This is a genomic window from Variovorax raffinosi (assembly GCF_051216615.1).
In the GTDB taxonomy this organism is placed as follows: Bacteria; Pseudomonadota; Gammaproteobacteria; order Burkholderiales; family Burkholderiaceae_C; genus Variovorax.
The window spans coordinates 61,931-82,436 of sequence record NZ_JBPJZR010000004.1 but is presented as its reverse complement, the minus strand read 5'-3'; the positions used below and the strand labels follow the sequence as shown (position 1 = coordinate 82,436).

At 67.5% G+C, this 20,506-nt stretch carries 20 protein-coding genes; 10 read left to right on the top strand and 10 right to left on the bottom strand.

Annotated elements, in window-relative coordinates:
• Genes ACSFB7_RS14535 through ACSFB7_RS14510 form a run of 6 tightly spaced genes read right to left on the bottom strand, consistent with a single transcriptional unit; the run spans position 1 to position 5,524 of the window.
• A complete protein-coding gene (locus ACSFB7_RS14535) occupies positions 1-975 on the bottom strand; it encodes a Bug family tripartite tricarboxylate transporter substrate binding protein (RefSeq protein WP_435471870.1) in 975 nt (324 codons plus the stop codon).
• Between the two features lie 43 nt (positions 976-1,018).
• On the bottom strand, positions 1,019-1,996 hold the full coding sequence (locus ACSFB7_RS14530) for an MBL fold metallo-hydrolase (protein WP_435471198.1): 978 nt from the start codon (positions 1,994-1,996) through the stop codon (positions 1,019-1,021).
• A complete protein-coding gene (locus tag ACSFB7_RS14525) occupies positions 1,993-2,199 on the bottom strand; it encodes a DUF2783 domain-containing protein (RefSeq protein ID WP_435471196.1) in 207 nt (68 codons plus the stop codon). The genes ACSFB7_RS14530 and ACSFB7_RS14525 overlap by 4 nt, the downstream gene beginning before the upstream one ends.
• The gene (locus tag ACSFB7_RS14520) at positions 2,196-3,848 is read right to left on the bottom strand and encodes an FAD-dependent monooxygenase (RefSeq protein ID WP_435471194.1); all 1,653 of its coding nucleotides are present in this window, start codon (positions 3,846-3,848) and stop codon (positions 2,196-2,198) included. The genes ACSFB7_RS14525 and ACSFB7_RS14520 overlap by 4 nt, the downstream gene beginning before the upstream one ends.
• Positions 3,849-3,855: 7 nt before the next feature.
• A complete protein-coding gene (locus ACSFB7_RS14515; RefSeq protein WP_435471192.1) occupies positions 3,856-4,977 on the bottom strand; it encodes an alpha/beta hydrolase family protein in 1,122 nt (373 codons plus the stop codon).
• On the bottom strand, positions 4,970-5,524 hold the full coding sequence (locus ACSFB7_RS14510) for a VOC family protein (RefSeq protein WP_435471190.1): 555 nt from the start codon (positions 5,522-5,524) through the stop codon (positions 4,970-4,972). Before ACSFB7_RS14510 ends, ACSFB7_RS14515 begins: the two co-directional genes overlap by 8 nt.
• An 85-nt stretch (positions 5,525-5,609) precedes the next feature.
• Here ACSFB7_RS14510 and ACSFB7_RS14505 point away from each other — a divergent pair, with 85 nt between their 5' ends.
• From ACSFB7_RS14505 to pyk, 3 genes are all read left to right on the top strand, one after another.
• A complete protein-coding gene (locus tag ACSFB7_RS14505) occupies positions 5,610-6,515 on the top strand; it encodes a LysR family transcriptional regulator (RefSeq protein ID WP_435471188.1) in 906 nt (301 codons plus the stop codon).
• A gap of 91 nt (positions 6,516-6,606) precedes the next feature.
• Positions 6,607-7,800 (top strand): phosphoglycerate kinase, encoded by a 1,194-nt coding sequence (locus tag ACSFB7_RS14500; RefSeq protein WP_435471186.1) that lies wholly within the window; start codon positions 6,607-6,609, stop codon positions 7,798-7,800.
• Positions 7,801-7,887: 87 nt separating this feature from the next.
• Positions 7,888-9,336, top strand: coding sequence for a pyruvate kinase (gene pyk, locus ACSFB7_RS14495; RefSeq protein WP_435471184.1), 1,449 nt, complete (start codon positions 7,888-7,890; stop codon positions 9,334-9,336).
• A 61-nt stretch (positions 9,337-9,397) separates the two neighbouring features.
• Here the strand turns inward: pyk and ACSFB7_RS14490 are convergent, their stop codons facing one another.
• Positions 9,398-10,414 (bottom strand): 1-aminocyclopropane-1-carboxylate deaminase, encoded by a 1,017-nt coding sequence (locus ACSFB7_RS14490; protein ID WP_435471182.1) that lies wholly within the window; start codon positions 10,412-10,414, stop codon positions 9,398-9,400.
• A 136-nt stretch (positions 10,415-10,550) separates the two neighbouring features.
• On the opposite strand from ACSFB7_RS14490, the gene ACSFB7_RS14485 reads away from it, so the two are divergent.
• The 4 genes from ACSFB7_RS14485 to ACSFB7_RS14470 all read left to right on the top strand — a co-directional run bounded on the left by ACSFB7_RS14485 (position 10,551) and on the right by ACSFB7_RS14470 (position 14,141).
• Entirely contained in the window at positions 10,551-11,036 is a 486-nt protein-coding gene (locus tag ACSFB7_RS14485; protein ID WP_435471179.1) for an Lrp/AsnC family transcriptional regulator, read from the top strand.
• A 35-nt stretch (positions 11,037-11,071) separates the two neighbouring features.
• Complete coding sequence (locus ACSFB7_RS14480) at positions 11,072-12,001, top strand: alpha/beta hydrolase (protein WP_435471177.1); 930 nt, start codon at positions 11,072-11,074, stop codon at positions 11,999-12,001.
• 65 nt (positions 12,002-12,066) lie between these two features.
• Complete coding sequence (fba, locus tag ACSFB7_RS14475; RefSeq protein ID WP_435471175.1) at positions 12,067-13,131, top strand: class II fructose-bisphosphate aldolase; 1,065 nt, start codon at positions 12,067-12,069, stop codon at positions 13,129-13,131.
• A 104-nt stretch (positions 13,132-13,235) separates the two neighbouring features.
• Positions 13,236-14,141, top strand: a complete 906-nt coding sequence (locus tag ACSFB7_RS14470) for a phosphoribosylaminoimidazolesuccinocarboxamide synthase (protein ID WP_187112812.1) — start codon at positions 13,236-13,238, stop codon at positions 14,139-14,141.
• Between the two features lie 31 nt (positions 14,142-14,172).
• Here ACSFB7_RS14470 and ACSFB7_RS14465 read toward each other — a convergent pair whose 3' ends face one another.
• Both ACSFB7_RS14465 and ACSFB7_RS14460 read right to left on the bottom strand, forming a co-directional pair.
• Positions 14,173-14,610: an META domain-containing protein gene (locus ACSFB7_RS14465; protein ID WP_435471173.1), complete on the bottom strand. Its 438-nt coding sequence runs from the start codon at positions 14,608-14,610 to the stop codon at positions 14,173-14,175.
• Positions 14,611-14,786: 176 nt separating this feature from the next.
• The gene (locus tag ACSFB7_RS14460) at positions 14,787-15,707 is read right to left on the bottom strand and encodes a tetratricopeptide repeat protein (protein WP_435471171.1); all 921 of its coding nucleotides are present in this window, start codon (positions 15,705-15,707) and stop codon (positions 14,787-14,789) included.
• Positions 15,708-15,743: 36 nt separating this feature from the next.
• Here ACSFB7_RS14460 and purE point away from each other — a divergent pair, with 36 nt between their 5' ends.
• Genes purE through ACSFB7_RS14445 form a run of 3 tightly spaced genes read left to right on the top strand, consistent with a single transcriptional unit; the run spans position 15,744 to position 18,492 of the window.
• Positions 15,744-16,286, top strand: coding sequence for a 5-(carboxyamino)imidazole ribonucleotide mutase (purE, locus tag ACSFB7_RS14455; RefSeq protein WP_435471169.1), 543 nt, complete (start codon positions 15,744-15,746; stop codon positions 16,284-16,286).
• Entirely contained in the window at positions 16,283-17,494 is a 1,212-nt protein-coding gene (locus ACSFB7_RS14450) for a 5-(carboxyamino)imidazole ribonucleotide synthase (protein WP_435471167.1), read from the top strand. The genes purE and ACSFB7_RS14450 overlap by 4 nt, the downstream gene beginning before the upstream one ends.
• Positions 17,491-18,492 carry an L-threonylcarbamoyladenylate synthase gene (locus ACSFB7_RS14445; protein ID WP_435471165.1) on the top strand — a complete coding sequence of 334 codons (1,002 nt, stop codon included), beginning with the start codon at positions 17,491-17,493 and terminating at the stop codon, positions 18,490-18,492. Before ACSFB7_RS14450 ends, ACSFB7_RS14445 begins: the two co-directional genes overlap by 4 nt.
• 316 nt (positions 18,493-18,808) lie before the next feature.
• Here the strand turns inward: ACSFB7_RS14445 and ACSFB7_RS14440 are convergent, their stop codons facing one another.
• Positions 18,809-20,419 carry an alpha/beta hydrolase family protein gene (locus tag ACSFB7_RS14440; protein WP_435471163.1) on the bottom strand — a complete coding sequence of 537 codons (1,611 nt, stop codon included), beginning with the start codon at positions 20,417-20,419 and terminating at the stop codon, positions 18,809-18,811.
• Positions 20,420-20,506: the final 87 nt, after the last annotated feature.

The following is a 20,506-nucleotide window of genomic DNA, read 5'->3' as shown; positions in this document are numbered from 1 at the left end:
TCATTCCAGCTTCACGCCAGCGGCCTGAATGATCTTGCCCCAGCGATCGCTCTCGGCACGCGAGAGCTTGTAGAAATCCTGCGGCGTGCCCGGCAGCGCCTCGAAGCCGAAGTCCGCGAACAGCTTCACCACCTTCGGTGCTTTCATCGCCTTGTGCAGTTCGGCGTTCAGCCGCGCCACCGCTTCGGGCGGCATGCCGGCCGGGCCGATCAGGCCGTGGAAGGCGTAGGCATTGACGTCAGGGAAACCGGCCTCGACGAAGGTCGGCACATCGGGCAACGCGTTCGCGCGCTGCGGCAGCGCAATGGCCAGCACCCGCACCTTGCCCGAGCGGATGATCGGCAGGCCCGAAGCCAGGTCGAGCATCATCACCGGCACCTGGCCGCCCATCACGTCGGACATCGCGGGCGCGGCGCCCTTGTACGGCACATGCACGATGCTCAGTCCGGCCTTCTGCTTGAAGAGTTCCATCGCCATGTGATGCGGCGAGCCGTTGCCCGGCGAGGCATAGCTGACCTTCTCGGGGTTGGCCTTCACGTAGCGCACGAACTCCGCCACCGTCTTCGCGGGAAAGTCGGGGTGCACCACCAGCGCCACCGGAAAGCGGCCGATGGTGCCGATGTAGGTGAAGTCGGTCGCCGGCTTGTAGGGCAGCTTGGTGAACATGTGCTCGTTGAAGAGCAGCGCCGCGTTCTCGGCCTGCATGATCGTGTAGCCATCGGGCTTGGCCTGCATCATCACGGACACGCCGATGTTGGTCGATGCGCCGGGCCGGTTGTCGATGATCAGCGGCTGCCCCAATGAAGGCTGCATCGCCTCGGCCAGCGAGCGCGCGAGGTTGTCGGTGCCACCACCCGCCGAGTACGGAACGATCCACTTGACCGGCTGGCTCGGGTAGGCCGCCGGTTGCGCGGAGGCGAAGGGGCTGGTGGCGAGCGCGAGGGCCGCGGCCAGCAGGGGAAGGAAGCGTTTCATCATCGTCTTTTGTCTCCGTTGCCTGTTTTGAAATCGGTTCAGCTCATTCGCCGCGCAGGACTTGCCACAGCTCGCGGTCGCGCTCCGCCGTCCAGATGACGGGGTGCTCGATGCCGCGCAGTTCGTCATAGGCACGCGACACGTCGAAGGGCAGCACGTGCTGGAACACGGGCCAGTGGCCGAAGCGCGGCGTCATCGCCGCTTCGGCACGCGCGAAGCAGCCGCGCAGCGTTTCGCCTGCGGCGATGCCGGCGCGCACGCTGTCGAGCAGCGTCGACAGAAAGGCTTTGGTCAGGCCGATGGCCTCGGCGCATGCGGCTTCGTCCTGCAGCACCGCGCCGCGTCCAGGCACCAGCACGCGCGGCTTCAGCGCGTGCACCGCGTCGAGCGTGCCGGCCCAGTCGCCGATGTAGGCGTCGCCCGCGTACACGCCGCAGTGGTTCTCGACCACGTCGCCCGAGAACAGCACGCCGCAGTCGGGCAGCCATGCCACGGTGTCGCCGCTCGAATGGCCCCGGCCCAGCGCCATCAGGCGCAGCTCGCGGCCCGTGCCGGGGCGCGGCCCTAGCCACAGGCTCATCTGGCGATCGAAGCTCATCGTCGGGAAAGTCAGGCCCGGGATCTCTTCCACGCCCGCGAACAGGCGCGGAAAGCGGCCGACCTCCGAATCGAAATCGGCCTGCCCGCGCGTGCGGACCCAGTCGAGCGTGCCGTTGCTCGCGATGATCTGCTCCACTTCGTCGAAGGCGCTCGCGCCCATCACGCGCACCGCGTGGTAGTGGGTGAGCACGATGGTCTTGATGGGCTTGTCGGTCACCGTGCGGATGGCCGCGAGAAAGTCGCGCGCCATGCGCGGTGTGGGGCGTGTGTCGATCAGCACCACGTGTTCGTCGCCGACGACGAAGCCGCAGTTGGGATCGAAGTCGCTGATGTAGCCGTAGGCACCGGGTGCGAGTTCGCGCAGTTGGGGCTTCTGCTCGCGGGTGTCCGAGGCAGAAGCGAAAGAGACGTTGGCGGTCATGGGGTTCGAGTGGTCGTGGGGTTGTCTTCGGCGGCCGCGCGGATGCAGGCCAGCAGCACGGACTGGTCGCCGCACTGGTTGGCCAGCAGCAGCACGAGGCGGACATTGAGGTCGGCGCTTTGAGGCTCGCTCAGGCCTTCGTGCGCGGCCAGCAGCGCGGCGTAGAAGCCGTCGGGGTCGGGGATATGGGGCGCTGTGTTCATGGGGCGGTGTCGTGGGCGAGTGCGGTGCGCAATGCGGCGGCGATGGCTTCGGGCGTGGCTTGCGCCAGCACGGCGGCGCGGTAGGCATCGGGCCGAACAAGCACGAAGCTGCCCGCATCGCCGATGCCGAGATGCCGCGAGAGTTGTTCGTCGGGCTGCAGCGTGGGCAAGCCGCTGTCGCCGCCCACGGCCAGCAGGCGCAGCGGCAGCGAGGCCGTGGCGTCGATGGCGGCACGGGCTTGCTCGCGTGTCGGCGCAAACCACAGGCCGATGCATTGCGTGCCCTCGGCCAGCAGTTGCATCAGCGTCGTCTCGCGTCCGTCGTCGGCCCAGCGCAGCGGCAGGTTCTGCACCGTGCGGCCGCCTTCGGGCAACCGCGGTGCCACCGGGTAATCGTTGGCCACCGACATGCGCCCGGTGTTCACCAGCGCCCGTGCAAACGGATGGCGCGCGGCGAGTGCCACCACGGCCCGGCGCAGCGTGTGCTCGGCCGGCGAGCGCGGCGCGAGAAAGCGCGCCGAGCGGCTCGTCACCTGCAGGTTCTGCGCGGCGGCGGGTTGGCGCTCGGCGTCGTAGCTGTCGAGCAGCGCATCGCCGGCCTGCCCTTGCGCGACCAGCGCGAGCTTCCAGCCGAGGTTCGCCGCATCCTGGATGCCGCTGTTGCCACCGCGCGCACCGAAGGGGCTCACCACATGCGCCGCATCGCCGATGAAGAACACGCGGCCATGCCGGAAGCTGTCGAGCAGGTGGTCGCGGTAGCCATAGGGGCCGATCCACACGAACTCGAACTCCACGTCGGGCCCGAGCTGCTCGCGCAGCCGCGCGCCCGCCACTTCGGGCTTGCTGATGTGAGCCGTGTCGCAGTCTTCGGGCATCTGGTAGTCGATGCGCCACACGCCGTCGGCCATCAGGTGCTGCCAGACGCCACGGCCTTCGTTGAACGGTGCATCGACCCAGGTCCAGCGCTCGGTGGGCAGCGGCTTCTTGAAGCGCACGTCGCTGATGCACCAGCGGTCGGTGCTGCGCGAGGCATGCGCCTCGATGCCGAGCTGCGTGCGGATGGGGCTGTTGGCGCCCGTGGCGTCGATCAGGTGATCGGCCTCGATGGTGTAGCTGCCGGCCGGCGTCTCGATGTCGAGGCGCACGCCGTCGCCCAGTTGCTCGATGCGGGTCACGCGGCTCTTCCAGCGCACGTCGGTCATGCCGATCTCGAGGATGCGTTCGACCAGGAACCACTCGACGTAGAACTGCTGCAGGTTGATGAACGGCGGTTGCTTCGAGACGTTGTTCGTCTGCAGGTTGAAGTTGTAGACCTCCTGCTCGCCCGAGAAGGTGCGCCCGAACGACCAGGTGATGCCCTTGGCTGCAATGCGTTCGTAGATGCCTAGGCGCTCGAAGATCTCCAGGCTCTTTTGCGCATAGCAGATGCCACGCGACGAAGCGCCGCGCACGCCGACGGTGTCGTCTTCGTCGATCAGCACCGCATGCACGCCGCGCTGCGCGAGGTCGCAAGCCAGCGTGAGGCCGGATGGCCCCGCGCCGACGATCACGATCGGGTGGCGCACCACGGTCGTGCTGTTCAGCTCGGGCGGTGGCGTGAAGTGCCAGACCGGCAGCTCGTAGGCCGGTGCGAATGCAAAGTTTTCCATGTCTCTTCTACAGCGCGTGCGCGAACTCGGCGATGGCGTCGGCCGCCTGCGGAATCAGGTGCGGCTGGCCCGCCAGGTAGTGATTGCCGCCCACGATGTCGACATTGCGGATGCGCGATCCGCCCGCGGCCATCCATGCATCGCGCGTGCTCGGAAAAGTCGATTGGTCGCCCGTGTAGGTCAGCAGCAGCTTCGGCACCGTGGTGCGCGCAAGGTTGGTGGGCCCGTCGGCCTGCGAGCGCGACGACCACTGCGACAGGAAGGCGGTCAACGAGGTGGTGCGGCCCATTGCGTTGGCCGAGTAGTTCACTTGCCGCGCATCGCCCCACACGCTGCCGGGCAGGCGCTCGTTGGCATCGAGCGAGAGGTCCACGCAGCGCGGATCGGCGTGCGTGCGGTAGACGACGAAGGCCTGGTCGCGCGGTGCGCCCGGTGTGCTGCGCAGCAGCGCGAGTCGGTCGATGGCCCATTGCTCGATGCGGTCCAGCCGCGCCTTCTGCGCTGCGCTGAAGCGCGCGAGGAATGCAGGGTCATAAGGCATGCGGTGGCGCGGGTCGTACATGTCGAGTTCGGGGTCCACCGAGAGCGGATCGTGCTCGTCGGTGACCGAGGGGTCGATCCAGTCGCGCATCAGCCGCGTGCGGCCCAGGTGCGCGGCGCACAGCGCGATGCCGTCCACGGGCGGCAGGTCGTCGGGGTGCAGGTGCGTGGGGTCGCCGTCGGGCAGGTGCGTGGCGGTGAGCTTCTCGGCCTGTGCCTGGTAGAAGGCCGCGAGCGCCGCGCCGCCTGAGTTGCCCACCAGGAACACCTTCTCGTAGCCGGCCGCGCGCAGGTACTGCACGCCGGCACCCAGGTCCTGAATGGCGCGCTCCATCAGCAGCACCGTGTCGTTGCCCACGAAGCGTGAGTTCAGGCCCATGCAGCAGATGCCGCGCTCGGCCAGCGGGCCGATCAGGTAGTGGCCCATGAAGTTGCTGGTCGGGTGCATCACGATGGCCGCGATCTTCTTCGGCCCTACCGGCGCGCGGTAAGCGCCGTAGATGCGCGGGCGCAGCAGCTGCAGGCCCGACTGGCTTTCCATCGATGCGCCGGGCTTGACGTCGATGACGGCGAGTTGCATCTCAGGCATTCGACGCACTCCTTGCCGCGCGCAGCTCGGCCTTGCGCGCGGTCCAGGCGTCGAGGTCGGCATGGGCGCGCAGCGCATGCGCGTCCATCTCGGCCTGCGGCACGGTCGGCGTGGTCAGTTCCACGCGGATGCCGTTGGGGTCGAAGAAGTAGATCGATTCGATGATGTGGTGGTCGGTCACGCCCAGCACCTCGATGCCGGCGCCTTCGAGGCGCGCCTTGGCGGCCAGCAGGTCGGCCACCGAATCGACGCGCAGTGCGATGTGGTTCACCCACGCGGGCGTGTTGGGCGAAGGCAGCGCGGCGATGTCGTCGCCCAGGTCGAAGAAGGCGATGTACGAGCCGTCGCGCATCTGGAAAAAGATGTGGACGTAGGGGCAGTACTCGCCCGTGCTCGGCACGTGGTCGCTCTTGATGACGTGGGCCAGCGGCAGGCCCAGCAGGTCTTCGTAGAAATGGCGGGTCTCTTCGCTGTCGCGGCAGCGCCAGGCGAAGTGATGCAACCCGCGAACGGGTGGTGGGGGTGCCGTGGGGGCAGTCGTCGGCATGGCTTGTCTCCGGTAAGCCGCGATTGGGCGATGCCGCGTCTTATGATGCAATCGAAATTAATTCATCGATTGATGAAATAACCATATGAATCTGACCCTGCGCCAGTTGCGCGCCTTTGCCGCCGTGGCCGAAGCCGGCAGCTTCACCGCCGCGGCGCAGCAGTTGCACCTGACCCAGTCGGCGTTGAGCGTGCTGGTGCGCGAACTCGAACGCGAGATGGGCGTGCAACTGCTCGACCGCCACACCCGCAGCGTGCAGCTGTCGGAGGCGGGGCGCGAGTTCTTGCCTTCGGTGCATAGGCTGCTGGGCGATCTCACGAGCGCGGTAGCGGGCGTGACCGATCTGCGTGACAAGAAGAAAGGCTTGTTGCGGCTTGCGGCGCCGCAGCTCATGGCCTGCACGCTGATGCCGCGCGTGATCGCGGTCTACCGCGAGGCTTATCCCGATGTCGACGTGCGGCTGGCCGACACCCTGCCCGAGCACCTGCTCACGGGCGTGATGGCTGGCGACGTGGAACTGGCCGTGGGGCAGGACGTGGCGGTCGACAGCGCCATCGAGCGCCGCACGCTCTTTCGCGATCGCCACTGGCTGATCTGCCCGCCCGGGCACGCCTTCGCCAAGCGCCGCAAGGTGCGCTGGCACGAGCTCGAGCCCTACACCTTCATCGCGCCGACGCGCGACTTCCGCCAGCGCGTGCTGCCCGAGCTGGCCGCGGCCGAGCGCGCGTACATGCTGCGCCCGAGCACCCAGGAGGTGTCGTACATGACGACCGCGCTGGGCATGGTGGCTTCGGGGCTCGGACTGACGGTGTGCCCGACCTACTCGGCCCCGCTGGTGCGTGCCCATGGGCTGCAGATGGTGCGGCTGGAGTCGCCGGACTTCCATCGCGAGGTGTGCGTCTACGGCGCCGCGCGGCGTGTGCTGTCTCCCGCCGCAGCGAGTTTTGTCGAGATCCTCGAACGCTTCGCCAAGGCCCAGCAAAAGGGCTGAAAAGCATCAGCCGGGCGCAAGGGAAGCACAGGGGTGCGCTAGGGCGAAACCTACAATGCAGGCCGACCCGTCTTCCACCACCTCCAGATCCATGAACGTCATTCGATTCACCGACCTCTGCGCGCAGGGCAAGGCCACCGGCCAACGCGTTTTCATCCGCGCCGATCTCAACGTGCCGCAGGACGACGCCGGCAACATCACCGAAGACACGCGCGTGCGCGCCTCGGTGCCCTGCATCCAGCTGGCGCTCGACGCTGGCGCGGCCGTGATGGTCACCTCGCACCTGGGCCGCCCGACCGAAGGCGAATTCAAGCCCGAAGACTCGCTCGCCCCCGTGGCCAAGCGCCTGGGCGAACTGCTCGGCCGCGACGTGCCGCTGGTCGCCAACTGGGTCGACGGCGTCGACGTGAAGCCCGGCCAGGTCGTGCTGCTGGAGAACTGCCGCGTCAACAAGGGCGAAAAGAAGAACGACGAAGCGCTGGCCCGCAAGCTTGCCGCGCTCACCGACATCTACGTGAACGACGCCTTCGGCACCGCGCACCGCGCCGAAGCCACCACCTACGGCATCGCTCAGTTCGCCAAGGTCGCCGCGGCCGGCCCGCTGCTGGCCGCCGAGATGGATGCCATCACCAAGGCGCTGGCCCAGCCCAAGCGCCCGCTGGTGGCCATCGTGGCGGGCTCGAAGGTCAGCACCAAGCTGACCATCCTCAAGAGCCTGTCGGCCAATGTCGACCAGCTCATCGTGGGTGGCGGCATCGCCAACACCTTCATGCTGGCGGCCGGCCTGAAGATCGGCAAGTCGCTGGCCGAGCCCGACCTGATCGACCAGGCCAAGGCGGTGATCGAGGCCATGCGCGCGCGCGGCGCCGACGTGCCGATCCCGGTGGACGTGGTCACGGCCAAGACCTTCGCGGCCGACGCGGCTGCCACCGTCAAAGACGCCAACGACGTGGCGGACGACGACCTGATCCTGGACATCGGCCCCAAGACCGCCGCGATCCTGGCCGCGCAACTGCGCGAAGCCGGCACCATCGTCTGGAACGGTCCGGTGGGCGTGTTCGAGTTCGACGCCTTCGAGGGCGGCACCAAGGCCATCGCGCAAGCGATTGCCCAGAGCAGCGCCTTCTCGATCGCCGGCGGCGGCGACACGCTGGCCGCCATTGCCAAGTACGGCATCGAAAAGCAGGTCGGCTACATCTCGACCGGCGGCGGCGCGTTTCTCGAAGTGCTGGAAGGCAAGACCCTGCCGGCCTTCGAAATCCTGTCCAAGCGCGCGGCCGGCTGAGTCCGGCGGCGGGAAAACCCACGGAGGTGTCTTCCGTCAGACACACAAAGTGTATACAGTAGCGAATACAAAACGGAGACTACCTTCATGAGCACGGACCGCATCCCCCGCCACGCCACCAAGATCGTTGCCACGCTCGGCCCGGCGTCCAACACGCCGGAACTGCTGGAGCAGATGATCCTGGCCAAGGTCAGCGTGGTGCGGCTCAATTTCAGCCACGGCACCGCGCAGGACCACATCGACCGCGCCGCCATGGTGCGCGAAGCCGCCCGCAAGGTGGGCCGCGAAGTGGCCATCATGGCCGACCTGCAGGGTCCGAAGATTCGCGTCGGCAAGTTCGCGCAGGGCAAGGTCTGGCTGGAGCCGGGCGCCAAGTTCGTGCTCGACGCCTCGCGCACCGAGCTGGGCGACATCGACGCCGTGGGCCTGGACTACAAGGACCTGCCGCGCGATGTGAAGCCCGGCGACAAGCTGCTGCTGAACGACGGCCTGATCGTGCTGACCGTCGACGCTGTTCGCGGCGAAGCCGTGCACACCACCGTCAAGCTGGGCGGCGAGCTGTCGAACAACAAGGGCATCAACAAGCAGGGTGGCGGCCTCACGGCGCCCGCGCTGACGGCCAAGGACATGGAAGACATCAAGACCGCGATGAGCTTCCAGGCCGACTACGTGGCCGTGAGCTTCCCCAAGAACGCCACCGACATGGAAATGGCGCGCCAGCTGTGCAACGTGGCGGCGGCCGAGTTCGGCCACAAGCCCGGGATGATCGCCAAGATCGAACGCGCCGAAGCCATTCCCAAGCTCGAAGAAATCCTGCGCGCCAGCGACGGCATCATGGTCGCCCGTGGCGACCTCGCCGTTGAAGTCGGCAATGCCGCCGTGCCCGCGCTGCAGAAAAAGATGATCCGCATGGCGCGCGACATGGACAAGGTGGTGATCACCGCGACCCAGATGATGGAGTCGATGATCACCAACCCCGTGCCCACGCGCGCCGAAGTGAGCGACGTGGCCAACGCCGTGCTCGACGGCACCGACGCCGTGATGCTCTCGGCCGAAACCGCCTCGGGCCGCTACCCGCTCGAAACGGTGCAGGAGATGAGCCGCATCTGCGAAGCCGCCGAAATCGCCGAAGACAAGACGCTCGACGCCGACTTCAGCGGCAAGACCTACAGCCGCATCGACCAGTCGATTGCCATGGGCGCGCTGTTCACGGCGCACCATCTGGGCGCCAAGGCCATCGTGGCGCTGACCGAGTCGGGCTCCACCATGCTGTGGATGAGCCGCCACCGCGCGCACATTCCGATGTACGCCCTGACCTCGCGGCTGGCCACGCAGCGCAAGCTGGCGCTGTACCGCAACGTGCGCCCGCTGCTGATGGATTCGGAAAGCGACCGCGACACCGCGCTGCTGCAGGCCGAGAACCACCTGAAGAAGCGTGGCATCGTGCAAAGCGGCGACGTTTACGCCATCACCTGCGGCGAGCCGATGGGTGCCCCGGGCGGCACCAACATGCTCAAGATCTGCCGCGCGAGCTGAGCACGCTTGCAGCAAAAAAGGCCGGCGCATGCCGGCCTTTTTCGTTGCGCGGTCCCCCCGCTCAGCCGTTCCTGAAGAGGAAGCTGTAGGCGTTCAGGGCGGGCACACCGCCCAGGTGCGCATACAGCACCTTCGAGCCGGCCGGGAATTCCCCCAGCCGCACCTTCTCGATCATCCCGTGCATCGACTTGCCCTCGTACACGGGGTCGGTCAGCATCCCCTCGAAGCGCGCGCAAAGGCGGATCGCCTCCAGCGTGCCGTCGTTCGGCAGCCCGTATTCGGGGCCACCGAAGCGGCGGTCCAGCACCACGTCTTTTTCGGTGATGTCGCGGCCCAGCTCGACCAGCTCGGCCGTGCCCTTGGCGATGCGCACGATCTGCTCGAAGGTCTGCTGCGGCTTGGCCGAGGCGTCGATGCCGATCACGCGGTCGGCCCGGCCGTCGGCCGCGAAGCCCACCACCATGCCGGCCTGCGTGCTGCCGGTGACCGAGCAGGTCACGATGTAGTCGAACTTGAAGCCCAGCTCGGCCTCTTGCTGGCGCACTTCCTCGGCAAAGCCGACGAAGCCGAGGCCGCCGCGCGGATGTTCCGAGCAGCCGGCCGGAATCGGAAAGGGCTTGCCGCCGGCCTTGCGCACGTCGGCCATGGCTTCTTCCCAGCTCTTGCGGATGCCGATGTCGAAGCCCGCCGCGTCGAGCCGCACATCGGCGCCGAGGATGCGCGACATCTCGATGTTGCCGACCCGGTCGTACAGCGCGTCCGAATAGTTGACCCAGTTCTCCTGCACCAGCACGCACTTCAGCCCGAGGTGCGCGGCCACCGCCGCCACCTGCCGCGTCTGGTTCGACTGGATGCCGCCGATGGACACCAGCGTGTCGTAGCCGCCTTCGAGCGCCTCGGGGATCAGGTATTCGAGCTTGCGCGTCTTGTTGCCGCCGAAGGCCAGGCCGCTGTTGCAGTCCTCGCGCTTGGCATAGAGATCGACCTTGCCGCCCAGGTGCGCGCTCAGGCGCTTCAACGGATGGATCGGCGTCGGGCCGAAGGTCAGGGCGTGACGGGGAAACTTCTTCAGGTTCATCTGCGTGGCTCCAGGGAGTTGGTGCCAGCAATCGTAGGAAGAAGGGCTCGCAACGTGCTTGCGAAGTTTTCTGGATCTGCGGATCAAAAGAAGGCAAGATGAGATTCACTGGAACTTTCAGTCCAAAGAAGAGCCAATGAGCACAACAAAATTGCGTGTAGCGCCTGAGCTGGATCGCACCGACCGGGCGATCCTTCGCGCCCTGCAGCGCGACGCCTCGGTCTCGAACGTGGCGCTGGCAGCCAAGGTGAACCTCAGTGCGCCGGCCTGCCTGCGCCGCGTCGAGCGGCTCAAGGCGGCGGGACTCATCAAGGGCGTCGTGGCGCTGCTCGACCCCGACGCGCTCGATCTCGGCATGCTCGTGATGATCGGCGTGGTGCTCGACCGCTCCACGCCCGATTCCTTCGCCGACTTCGAGAAGGCCGCGCAGAAGGTCTCGGGCTGTCTCGAATGCCATGTGGTCACCGGCGAGTTCGACTACTTCATGCTCGTGCGCACCCGCGACAACGACAGCTTCAACCGCCTGCATGCCGAGCAGTTGCTGTACCTGCCGGGCGTGCGGCAGATCCGCACCTTCGTCGTTCTGAAGCAGGTGCTGTCGACCACGCAGCTTCCCATCTGACGAAACCGGCGCGCCTTCGCGTGCGTACTGTGGCGATGAGCTTTCCCACCTTCGCGTCACTTCGCCGGCGTCGCAGCGCCTTCTTCACCGCCTTCACCGTCACCGCCGCCGTCGCGCTTTCGGCCTGCTCGCCGATCAAGGTGCTCAACGGCCTGGTGCCCGGCGATACGTACCAGTTCCAGGGCGGCATCGCCTACGGGAAGGCGCAGCGCCAGGTGCTCGACGTGTACCAGCCGCTGCCGTCCACCTCGCCCGCCCGGGGCGCCCGTCCGCTGGTGGTGTTCTTCTTCGGTGGCACCTGGACCAATGGCGACCGCGCCAGCTACAAGTTCGTCGGCGAGGCGCTGGCCGCGCGCGGCGCGGTGGTGGTGATTCCCGACTACGGCCTATCGCCCGTCTTCACCTACCCGGTGTTCGTGCGCGACAGCGCGCTGGCCGTGAAATGGGCGCTCGACAACGCCGCGCAACTGGGCGCCGACCCGAAGCAGGTCTACGTGATGGGCCACAGCTCGGGCGGCTACAACGCCGCGATGGTGGCGCTGGACGATCGCTGGCTGGCCGAAGTGGGCGCCAGCCCGGCGCAGCTCGCGGGCTGGATCGGCCTGGCCGGCCCCTACGACTTCCTGCCCATCGGCGACCCGCAGGCGCAGGCCGCCTTCAACTGGCCGAACACGCCGCGCGACTCGCAGCCGCTGGCGCATGTCACGGCTGCATCGCCCCGCGCGCTGCTGATGGCGGCCTCCAAGGACAACCTGGTCTACCCCGACCGCAACACCGGCCAGATGGCTGCCGCGCTGCGCGCCGCCGGCGTGCCGGTAGAGGTAAAGCTGTTCGACAACCTGAGCCATGTCACGCTGATCGGCGCCTTTGCCAAGCCGATCCAGTGGCTCGGTGGCCCGGTGCTGCCGCCCGTCATCGATTTCCTCGGGTTGCCGTCAGTGTCGTCCCACAAGGTCGCTCGGTAGAATTGGGGCAGTTTTTCTCGTCTTTCCGCCTTCTCTTTTCCCTAATTCCCGCGAGGTATTTCTCCATGGCACTCGTCTCGATGCGCGAACTGCTCGACCATGCCGCAGCCAATGGCTACGGCATTCCGGCCTTCAACGTCAACAACCTCGAACAGGTGCAAGCCGTGATGGAGGCCGCCAAGGAAGTCGGCGCCCCCGTCATCCTGCAAGCCAGCGCAGGCGCCCGCAAGTACGCCGGCGAAGCCTTCATCAAGCACCTGATCCAGGCCGCCATCGAGCAGTACCCCGGCATTCCGCTGGTCATGCACCAGGACCACGGCCAGAACCCCGACGTCTGCAAGGGCGCCATCGACCTGGGCTTCAGCTCGGTCATGATGGACGGCTCGCTCGAAGCCGACGGCAAGACCATCGCCAGCTACGACTACAACGTGGACGTCACCAAGAAGGTGTCGGACATGGCCCACCGCCTGGGCGTGACCGTCGAAGGCGAGCTCGGCTGCCTCGGTTCGCTCGAAACCATGAAGGGCGACAAGGAAGACGGCCACGGCACCGACGACACCATGACGCGCGAGCAACTGCTGACCGACCCCGAGCAGGCCGCCGACTTCGTCAAGCGCACCCAGATCGACGCGCTGGCCATTGCCATCGGCACCAGCCACGGCGCCTACAAGTTCACGCGCGAGCCCACCGGCGACATCCTGGCGATCGACCGCATCAAGGAAATCCACCGCCGCATTCCCAACACCCACCTGGTGATGCACGGCTCGTCGAGCGTGCCGCAGGAGCTGCTGGCCATCATTCGCCAGTACGGCGGCAACATGAAGGAAACCTACGGCGTGCCGGTCAAGGAAATCCAGGAAGCCATCAAGCACGGCGTGCGCAAGATCAACATCGACACCGACATCCGCCTGGCCATGACCGGCGCGGTGCGCAAGTTCCTGTTCGAGAACCCCGAGAAGTTCGACGCCCGCGAATGGCTCAAGCCCGCGCGCGAAGCCGCCAAGCTGATCTGCAAGCAGCGCTATGTCGAGTTCGGCTGCGAAGGCCAGGGCCCGAAGATCAAGGGCGACACGCTGCAAGTGGTCGCCGCCAAGTACGCCAAGGGCGAGCTGGCGCAAGAAGTCGTTTAAAACTTCCGCGCGATTCGAAGGCCACCGTCCGCGGTGGCTTTTTTCTGCGCGCACAATCCGTTTTCCACGTCACCCCGTTTTCCCGTTCCCAGAGCAACTGTTCCATGACCACCGTCCACACCTCCTCCATCCAGAGCCTGCCCCTGCTTGCGCGCGGCAAGGTGCGCGACAACTACGCCGTCGGCGAAGACCGCATCCTGATGGTCGCGAGCGACCGGCTCAGCGCCTTCGACGTGATCATGGGCGAGCCCATCCCCGGCAAGGGCGTGATCCTCACGCAGATGGCGCTGTGGTGGTTCGAGCGGCTCGGCCAGCTCTGCCCCAACCACCTGACCGGCGACGCGCCCGAGAGCGTGGTCACGGCCGACGAAGTGCCGCAGGTCACCGGCCGCTCGATGCTGGTCAAGCGCCTGAAGCCCATTCCGGTCGAGGCCGTGGTGCGCGGCTACCTGGCCGGCAGCGGCTGGAAGGAATACCAGGAATCGCGTTCGGTGTGCGGCGTGCCGCTGCCCGAGGGCCTGACCAACGCGAGCAAGCTGCCGCGCCCGATCTTCACGCCCGCTGCCAAGGCGGCAGCCGGCGAGCACGACGAAAACATCACCTACGACCGCGTGGTCGAGATCGTCGGCCCCAAGCTGGCCCAGCAGATCCGCGAGACCAGCATCGCGATCTACGAGACGGCCGCGCAGATCGCCCTGACCAAGGGAATGATCATTGCCGACACCAAGTTCGAGTTCGGCCTGGACGAAGCCGGCACGCTGGTGCTGATGGACGAGGTGCTCACGCCCGACAGCTCGCGCTACTGGCCCGTCGAGGGCTACCAGGACGCGCTGGCGGCCGGCACCAACCCGCCGAGCTACGACAAGCAGTTCGTGCGCGATTGGCTCGAAGCCACCAAGATCAACGGCAAGCCCTGGGACAAGACGCCGCCCGCGCCGCGCCTGCCGGCGGAAGTCATCGAGAAGACCGCCGCCAAGTACCGCGAAGCGCTCGAACGCCTCACCGGCTGATAGACCAGGGCGGCAGGGCGGCCGCCCGCGCTCAGCGGCTGCCCGAACTCAGGATCGCCACAGTCCGCCCGCCAGCATCGAGCAGTGCAAGCCGCCCCGGGGCGAGGCGGTAGCTCGCAGTGCTCTGCAGGGCTGAAAGAAACTGCGCTTCATTGGCGCCGCGCGTCGGGTCGGCGCAGGCCATGCGCGTCGAGGCCAACTGGCCGATCTTCAGCGTGATGCCACTGCGCGTGAAGCTGCCCGACACCCGGTTGCACCCGCCCGAACCGCTGACCCGCCCGCTGCTGCGGTCGAACTGGAGCTGCGCCTCGCTCTGTCCGATCGGCTCGTCGCCCAGTTGCGCCAGGCGCCAGAGGGGCCCTTCGATCGGTTCATCAAGACTGATGCCGCTGCCGCAACCGGTCAGGGCCGTCAGCAGCGCCGTCGTGGCAAGAGCGGGGAGTGCGATACGGCGGGTGAAGGAACGCATGGCCAGTCTTCCTTTTCAATCTGCAACAAGTTGAATCGGGCGTGATCGTATGCGACGCCGCCGTGGCCGCCAACGTGGCGCAGCCCTCGGTGCGGGACGGGCAAGAAAAAAGCGACCCGCAGGTCGCTTTCATTCGCCAGCGCATCGAAGGAAGCGCGGGTGCCGGCCCGAAACGGCTAGCTCAGCACGATGCTGCTCAGGCGGCGGCGGTATGTGGCCACGACCGGATCATCCGGCGGGATTTGCCCGTCGGCCACCTTCACCTTGGGCGGCTCGATCAGGTCGAGGATCGCGATGTAGGTCTTGCGGGCGAGGTCTTCGCTCCAGGTCTTGTCGCGCATGAGGATGTCGAGCAGCTCGTCCATCGCGTCGGTCCAGCGCTGCGCGGCCATCAGCAGGCGGGCGCGGCCGAAGCGGGCCTCGAAGTCGCGTTTGTTGGCGGTGATCTTTGCATCGAAATCGGCTGAAACGGGCACCGTGCCTGCGACTGGCGCTGCGAAATCGATAGCATCCATCCAGCGTTGGAGCGAATCGAAACGGCGCACCAGCGAGGTCTTGGCGATCACCGGCGCAAAGGCGACCTTGGCGTCGTCGACGCGGCCTTCCTGCAGCAGCAGCTTGATGTAGTCGAAGCGCGCGTCGTCGTTGGCCGGGTCGGTGGCCACCGCGTGCTGCAGCTTTTCGAGTGCGCCCAGGGTGTCGCCCCCGGCCAATGCTTCCTGCGCGGCAGCCTCTTCGGAAGCCGCTTCGGCCTCGTCCGCGCCCGGCACGTGCTTGTCGAGGAATTCGCGGATCTTCTCGGCCGGGATGGCACCGACGAAGCCGTCGACCGGCTGGCCGTCCTTGAACATCACGCAGAACGGGATGCTGCGCACGCCGAACATTTCGGACAGTTGCGACGAAATCTGCGGCACCTTGTCTGCGTCCAGCTTGGCCAGCGTGAAGCGGCCGGCGTACTCCACCTCCAGCTTTTCGAGCACCGGCCCGAGCTGTTTGCAGGGTCCGCACCATTCGGCCCAGATGTCGAGCAGCACCGGCGTGGCGACGGAGCCTTCGACCAGCTCGGCCTGGAAATTTTCGAGAGTGATGTCGATCATCGGAACCAACTGGGGGTGAAACGTAAAATTGAAACCATGAACGAAACCATTCAGGTCGGTGTAGTGATGGGCTCGAGCTCCGATTGGGAGACGATGCGCAACGCGGTCGAGATTCTCCAGCAATTCGGAATCAGCCACGAAGCAAAGGTGGTCTCGGCCCACCGGATGCCCGATGCGCTCTTTGCGTATGCCGAAAGCGCCGCCGGGCGCGGGCTCACCGCGATCATCGCGGGGGCGGGTGGCGCGGCCCATCTGCCGGGCATGCTGGCGTCCAAAACCACGGTGCCGGTGCTCGGCGTGCCGGTGGCCAGCCGCCATCTGCAGGGCGTTGATTCGCTCTACAGCATCGTGCAGATGCCCAAGGGCGTGCCGGTGGCCACTTTTGCCATCGGCAATGCGGGCGCGGCCAATGCGGCGCTGTTCGCGGTCGCGATGCTGGCGGTGAATAACCCCGCGCTGCGCGCGAAGCTCGACGCCTTCCGCACGGCGCAGACCGCCGCCGCCGAGGCCATGACGCTGCCGCCCGTGGACCCGGCGGCCGTGTCGCCGTTCTCGCCGCAAGGCGGGGGGGCCCTGTGAGCGACAACAACAACAACGACCTGCCCATTCTTCCGGGCGCCACCCTCGGCGTGCTCGGCGGCGGCCAGTTGGGGCGCATGTTCGCCCACGCAGCCCAGCGCATGGGTTACTTCACGGTGGTGCTCGACCCCGACGCGGACAGCCCCGCCGGCCGCGTGAGCCACAACCACATCCACACCGACTACGCCGACGTCGACGGCCTGGCGCGCCTGGCCGGCCTGGCCGACGCGGTCACGACCGAGTTCGAGAACGTGCCGGCGCCGTCGCTGGAGCATCTGGCGGTGGCGCGGCCGGTGTCGCCGGGCGCCTCGGCCATCGCCATCGCGCAGGACCGCATTGCCGAAAAGGCCCACTTCACCCGCTGCGGCGTGCCCTGCGCACCCTATGCGGCCATCGAAACGGCAGCGCAGCTTGCCGCCGTCGAAGACCATCTGCTGCCTGGCATTCTGAAAACCGCGCGCCTGGGCTATGACGGCAAGGGCCAGCAGCGCGTGAGCACGCGCGCCGAGCTGGTCGATGCCTGGCAGGCCACCGGCTGCGTGCCCTGCGTGCTCGAAAAGCTGCTGCCGCTCGAATTCGAATGCTCGGTGATCCTCGCGCGCGGCCGCGACGGGCAACTGGTGCACTTTCCACCGCAGCGCAACCTGCACCGCGACGGCATCCTCGCCGTGACCGAGGTGCATCCGCAGAACATGCCCAAGACCGTGGCGCAGGGCGCGATCAACTCCGCCAAGAGCATCGCCAACGGCCTGAACTACGTGGGCGTGCTGTGCGTCGAATTCTTCGCATTGGCCGACGGCTCGCTGGTGGTGAACGAAATGGCGCCGCGCCCGCACAACAGCGGCCACTACACGATGGAAGCCTGCGACGTGTCGCAGTTCGAGCTGCAGGTGCGCACGCTCGCCGGCCTGCCGCTGGCCGCGCCGCGCCAGCACAGCCCCGCGATCATGCTGAACCTGCTGGGCGACCTGTGGTTTCCGGCCGGCGACGACAGCAAGGCCGACAAGCCGGTTTCGCCGCCGTGGGTCGAAGTGCTCGCGCTGCCCGGCGTGCACCTGCACCTGTACGGAAAGATGGAGCCCCGGCGCGGCCGCAAGATGGGCCACCTGACCCTGACCGGCGCCACGCTCGAAGGCGTGCGCGCCACGGCCACGCAGGCCGCCTTGCTGCTGGGCCTGCCGGCGGTTTCCGTGACCGGGCTCCCATGATCCTCGACGGCCAATCTCCCGAAGCCATTGCCGAGGCGGCACGCGTGCTGCGCGCGGGCGGACTGGTCGCGTTCCCGACCGAAACCGTCTACGGCCTGGGCGCCGACGCGAGCAGCGACACCGCCGTGGCAGGCATCTTCAAGGCCAAGGGCCGGCCGTCCGACCATCCGCTGATCGTCCACGTGGCGGCCGGCATGAAGGGCACCGAATCGCTCTCGCGCTTCGCCCAGCCGCTGCCGCCGTTCGCGCAGAAGCTGGTGCAGGCCTTCTGGCCGGGCCCGCTCACGCTGATCGTCACGCGCCAGCCCGGCGTGGGCGCGGCGGCGGCCGGCGGGCAGGACACCATCGGCCTGCGCTGTCCTTCGCACCCCGTGGCGCAGGCGCTGCTGGAGGCCTGTGCCGAGCAGGGCGTGCCCGGCCTCGCGGGGCCCAGCGCCAACCGCTTCGGCCGTGTCAGTCCGACCACCGCCCAGCATGTGCACGACGAGTTCGGCGATGCGCTGATGGTGATCGACGGTGGCGCCTGTGAAGTCGGCATCGAGTCGACCATCGTCGACTGCAGCCGCGGCGCGCCCGTGCTGCTGCGCCCCGGCCTGATCACGCGTGCGCAGATCGAAGCGGCGTGCGGCGAAAAGCTGAGCGACCGCGAAGTGCTCGAAACGCCCGACCCGCGCGCCTCGGGCACGCTCGAAGCGCACTACGCGCCCGACGCCAAGTTGCGGCTGATGGATGCCAAGGCGATCCAGACAGGTCTCGATGTGCTGGGCTCCGGCGCGGCGCACATCGCTGTGTGGTCGCGCACCGCGATCCGCTGCCGTTCGCAGCGCGTGCTGCAGCGGCGCATGCCCGACGACGCGGCGGCCAGCGCGCAGCAACTGTTCGCCGTGCTGCGCGAGTTCGACGCACAGGGGGTCAAGCTGATCTGGGTCGAGACTCCGCCCGATACCCCCGAGTGGGAAGGGGTGCGCGACCGGCTTCAGCGGGCTGCTGCGGCCTGAGGTTGCGTTGTCTTGGGGCGCTCTGCTGTTCAGGGCGGCACTCACGCCGACACGGTGCTCTTTTTCGCGAATGTCCCCCGCTTCGCTCCTCCTTTATTTCGCGAAAAAGAGCCCCGTATCGACGTGAGCGCTCAGAGCGGTCGCTGATCGGCTGCACACCAGCAGCGTGTCCTGTGCGAATGGCACCAGGTGCTCCCCGCAGCGAAATAAAGGAGGAGCGAAGCGGGGGACATTCGCGGAGGGGAGCTCCTGGTGTCATTCGCACCCGCCCCGAACGGACTGCGCACCAAGCAAGCAAGGAGCGCAGCCCGATGGATCAGCCTCCAGCAGCCAGCACGCCCTGGAAGAACCCGCGTGCCGACGCCAGGCAGAACGGCGGTGCCAGCGTGCCGTGGTACGCCAGCGTGACGGCCTGTGCCTTGTCGGACACACTGCCCGGGGTGCTTTGCGACAGCAGGCTCTTGGCCTGCGCAAAGCCGGCACGTGCGTTCGAGTAGGCGTCGACCGCAGCGCTGTCTTCCAGGTCGACCACGCTCAGCAACGCGGCCGGCATGCCCTTGGCGCGGAAGTAGCCCGTGGTGGCGCGGGTGCTCACGAAGTTCACGGTCGGGTCGTTGGCGCCGCCGCACATCAGCATCGGCTTGGTCGGCACCCAGTTGCGCAGGTCATTCGCGAGCGCCGCCTTGCGAAAGCCCACCGTCGGCTTGCAGTCCAGCGGCGTGGCAGAGCCCAGCGACGCCGCCGTGGCGGGCAGCGCGTTGCCGGTGCAGCCGTTCGACTGGATGTCGCCGGCCGCCTGCGTCAGGTAGCTCTGGCGGATCAGGTTGTTGGCGCCGTAGAAGATCGACAGTTGCGAGTTCACCGGGCCGGGCGTCGCATTGGCCGGGAACAGCGCCAGTTGCGGCAGCTTGCCGTTCGCGAACAGCGTGTTGACGGGCGTCAGGCTCGGCAGCAGGGCGTCGATGCCGGGGGCGTACTGGTCCTCGTACACGTCGGCGGTGGTGTTGTAGACATTGCCGAACTGCTGCTGCCAACTGGTCGTGAGCAGCGGCACGAAGAGCGTGCTGCCCAGCGCCGGCCAGCCCAGGAAGGTGTAGTCCGTCAGCAGGCTGATCGCCGAGGGCGCCGACAGCGGCGCCGAGGCCGTCACCGGCTTGCCCGTGGCCTGCATCTCGCGGTGCGCCGCCATCGCGACATAACCGCCCTGCGAATAACCGGTGATGAACAGCGAGCCCGCGTCCGTGGCGTTGATGTTCGGGAAGGTCTTGCGCGCGGCCGTCAGCGCATCGACCATGTCCTTGCCCTGCTGGTCGCCGTCCAGGTACGGGTGATAGGGCAACGTCGACTTGTCGTAGCCCGCGTAGTTGGGCGCCACCACGATGAAGCCCTGCGCCGCGAACATGGCAGCGATCAGCAGGCCCTCGCCGGCGGCTGGCTGGGTGGTGTCGGTCCACTTGGCGAGGTTGTAGTTCTTCGCCGCGGTGGTGCCGTGGGCGTAGAGCACCACCGGCCGCGCGCCGCTGCAGGCCACGTCGGTGCCGGTGGGCACCATGATCGCGGCGGTGGCGTTGGTGGCCTCGTTCTTCGCGCCGATGGTGCGGTATTCGAGATAACGCATGTCGATGCCGCACTTGGGCGTGCCCGCCACCTGCAGCAGCGCCTTGCCCTGGTCGCTGGACTGCAGGCTGGCCTTGAACTGGTCGGACGACATGCTGGCCGACTGTGCGGGCGGATTGGTCACGACCGAGCCGCGGCCGGTGTCGCCGGCAGCCGGCGGAAAACCGAAACCGAAGCCACCTCCGCCGTCACCACCGCCGCCGCAGGCCGCAAGCAGCAACAGCGTGGCGCCCGCAAGGGCCGCCAATGCCGCCGGCTTGCGCAGTGGGGTGGATGGATGTTGTTGCTGTTGTTGTTGTGGCTTTTTCAAGGCATGTCTCCTGCGTTGGTTTTGCACTAAATAGAACGAGCGTCCGATTTTGTGCAGCGCCATGGCCGCGCGCAAGCGCGCGTCTAC

Bases quoted from the DNA above. Each gene is read 5' to 3' on its own strand.
- ACSFB7_RS14525 (WP_435471196.1), bottom strand. From the start codon at position 2,199: ATGAACACAGCGCCCCATATCCCCGACCCCGACGGCTTCTACGCCGCG.
- pyk (WP_435471184.1), top strand. From the start codon at position 7,888: ATGAGCACGGACCGCATCCCCCGCCACGCCACCAAGATCGTTGCCACG.
- fba (WP_435471175.1), top strand. From the start codon at position 12,067: ATGGCACTCGTCTCGATGCGCGAACTGCTCGACCATGCCGCAGCCAAT.
- ACSFB7_RS14535 (WP_435471870.1), bottom strand. From the start codon at position 975: ATGAAACGCTTCCTTCCCCTGCTGGCCGCGGCCCTCGCGCTCGCCACC.
- ACSFB7_RS14515 (WP_435471192.1), bottom strand. From the start codon at position 4,977: ATGCCTGAGATGCAACTCGCCGTCATCGACGTCAAGCCCGGCGCATCG.
- ACSFB7_RS14490 (WP_435471182.1), bottom strand. From the start codon at position 10,414: ATGAACCTGAAGAAGTTTCCCCGTCACGCCCTGACCTTCGGCCCGACG.
- ACSFB7_RS14530 (WP_435471198.1), bottom strand. From the start codon at position 1,996: ATGACCGCCAACGTCTCTTTCGCTTCTGCCTCGGACACCCGCGAGCAG.
- ACSFB7_RS14500 (WP_435471186.1), top strand. From the start codon at position 6,607: ATGAACGTCATTCGATTCACCGACCTCTGCGCGCAGGGCAAGGCCACC.
- ACSFB7_RS14520 (WP_435471194.1), bottom strand. From the start codon at position 3,848: ATGGAAAACTTTGCATTCGCACCGGCCTACGAGCTGCCGGTCTGGCAC.
- ACSFB7_RS14485 (WP_435471179.1), top strand. From the start codon at position 10,551: ATGAGCACAACAAAATTGCGTGTAGCGCCTGAGCTGGATCGCACCGAC.
- ACSFB7_RS14465 (WP_435471173.1), bottom strand. From the start codon at position 14,610: ATGCGTTCCTTCACCCGCCGTATCGCACTCCCCGCTCTTGCCACGACG.
- ACSFB7_RS14510 (WP_435471190.1), bottom strand. From the start codon at position 5,524: ATGCCGACGACTGCCCCCACGGCACCCCCACCACCCGTTCGCGGGTTG.
- purE (WP_435471169.1), top strand. From the start codon at position 15,744: ATGAACGAAACCATTCAGGTCGGTGTAGTGATGGGCTCGAGCTCCGAT.
- ACSFB7_RS14470 (WP_187112812.1), top strand. From the start codon at position 13,236: ATGACCACCGTCCACACCTCCTCCATCCAGAGCCTGCCCCTGCTTGCG.
- ACSFB7_RS14480 (WP_435471177.1), top strand. From the start codon at position 11,072: ATGAGCTTTCCCACCTTCGCGTCACTTCGCCGGCGTCGCAGCGCCTTC.
- ACSFB7_RS14505 (WP_435471188.1), top strand. From the start codon at position 5,610: ATGAATCTGACCCTGCGCCAGTTGCGCGCCTTTGCCGCCGTGGCCGAA.
- ACSFB7_RS14445 (WP_435471165.1), top strand. From the start codon at position 17,491: ATGATCCTCGACGGCCAATCTCCCGAAGCCATTGCCGAGGCGGCACGC.
- ACSFB7_RS14460 (WP_435471171.1), bottom strand. From the start codon at position 15,707: ATGATCGACATCACTCTCGAAAATTTCCAGGCCGAGCTGGTCGAAGGC.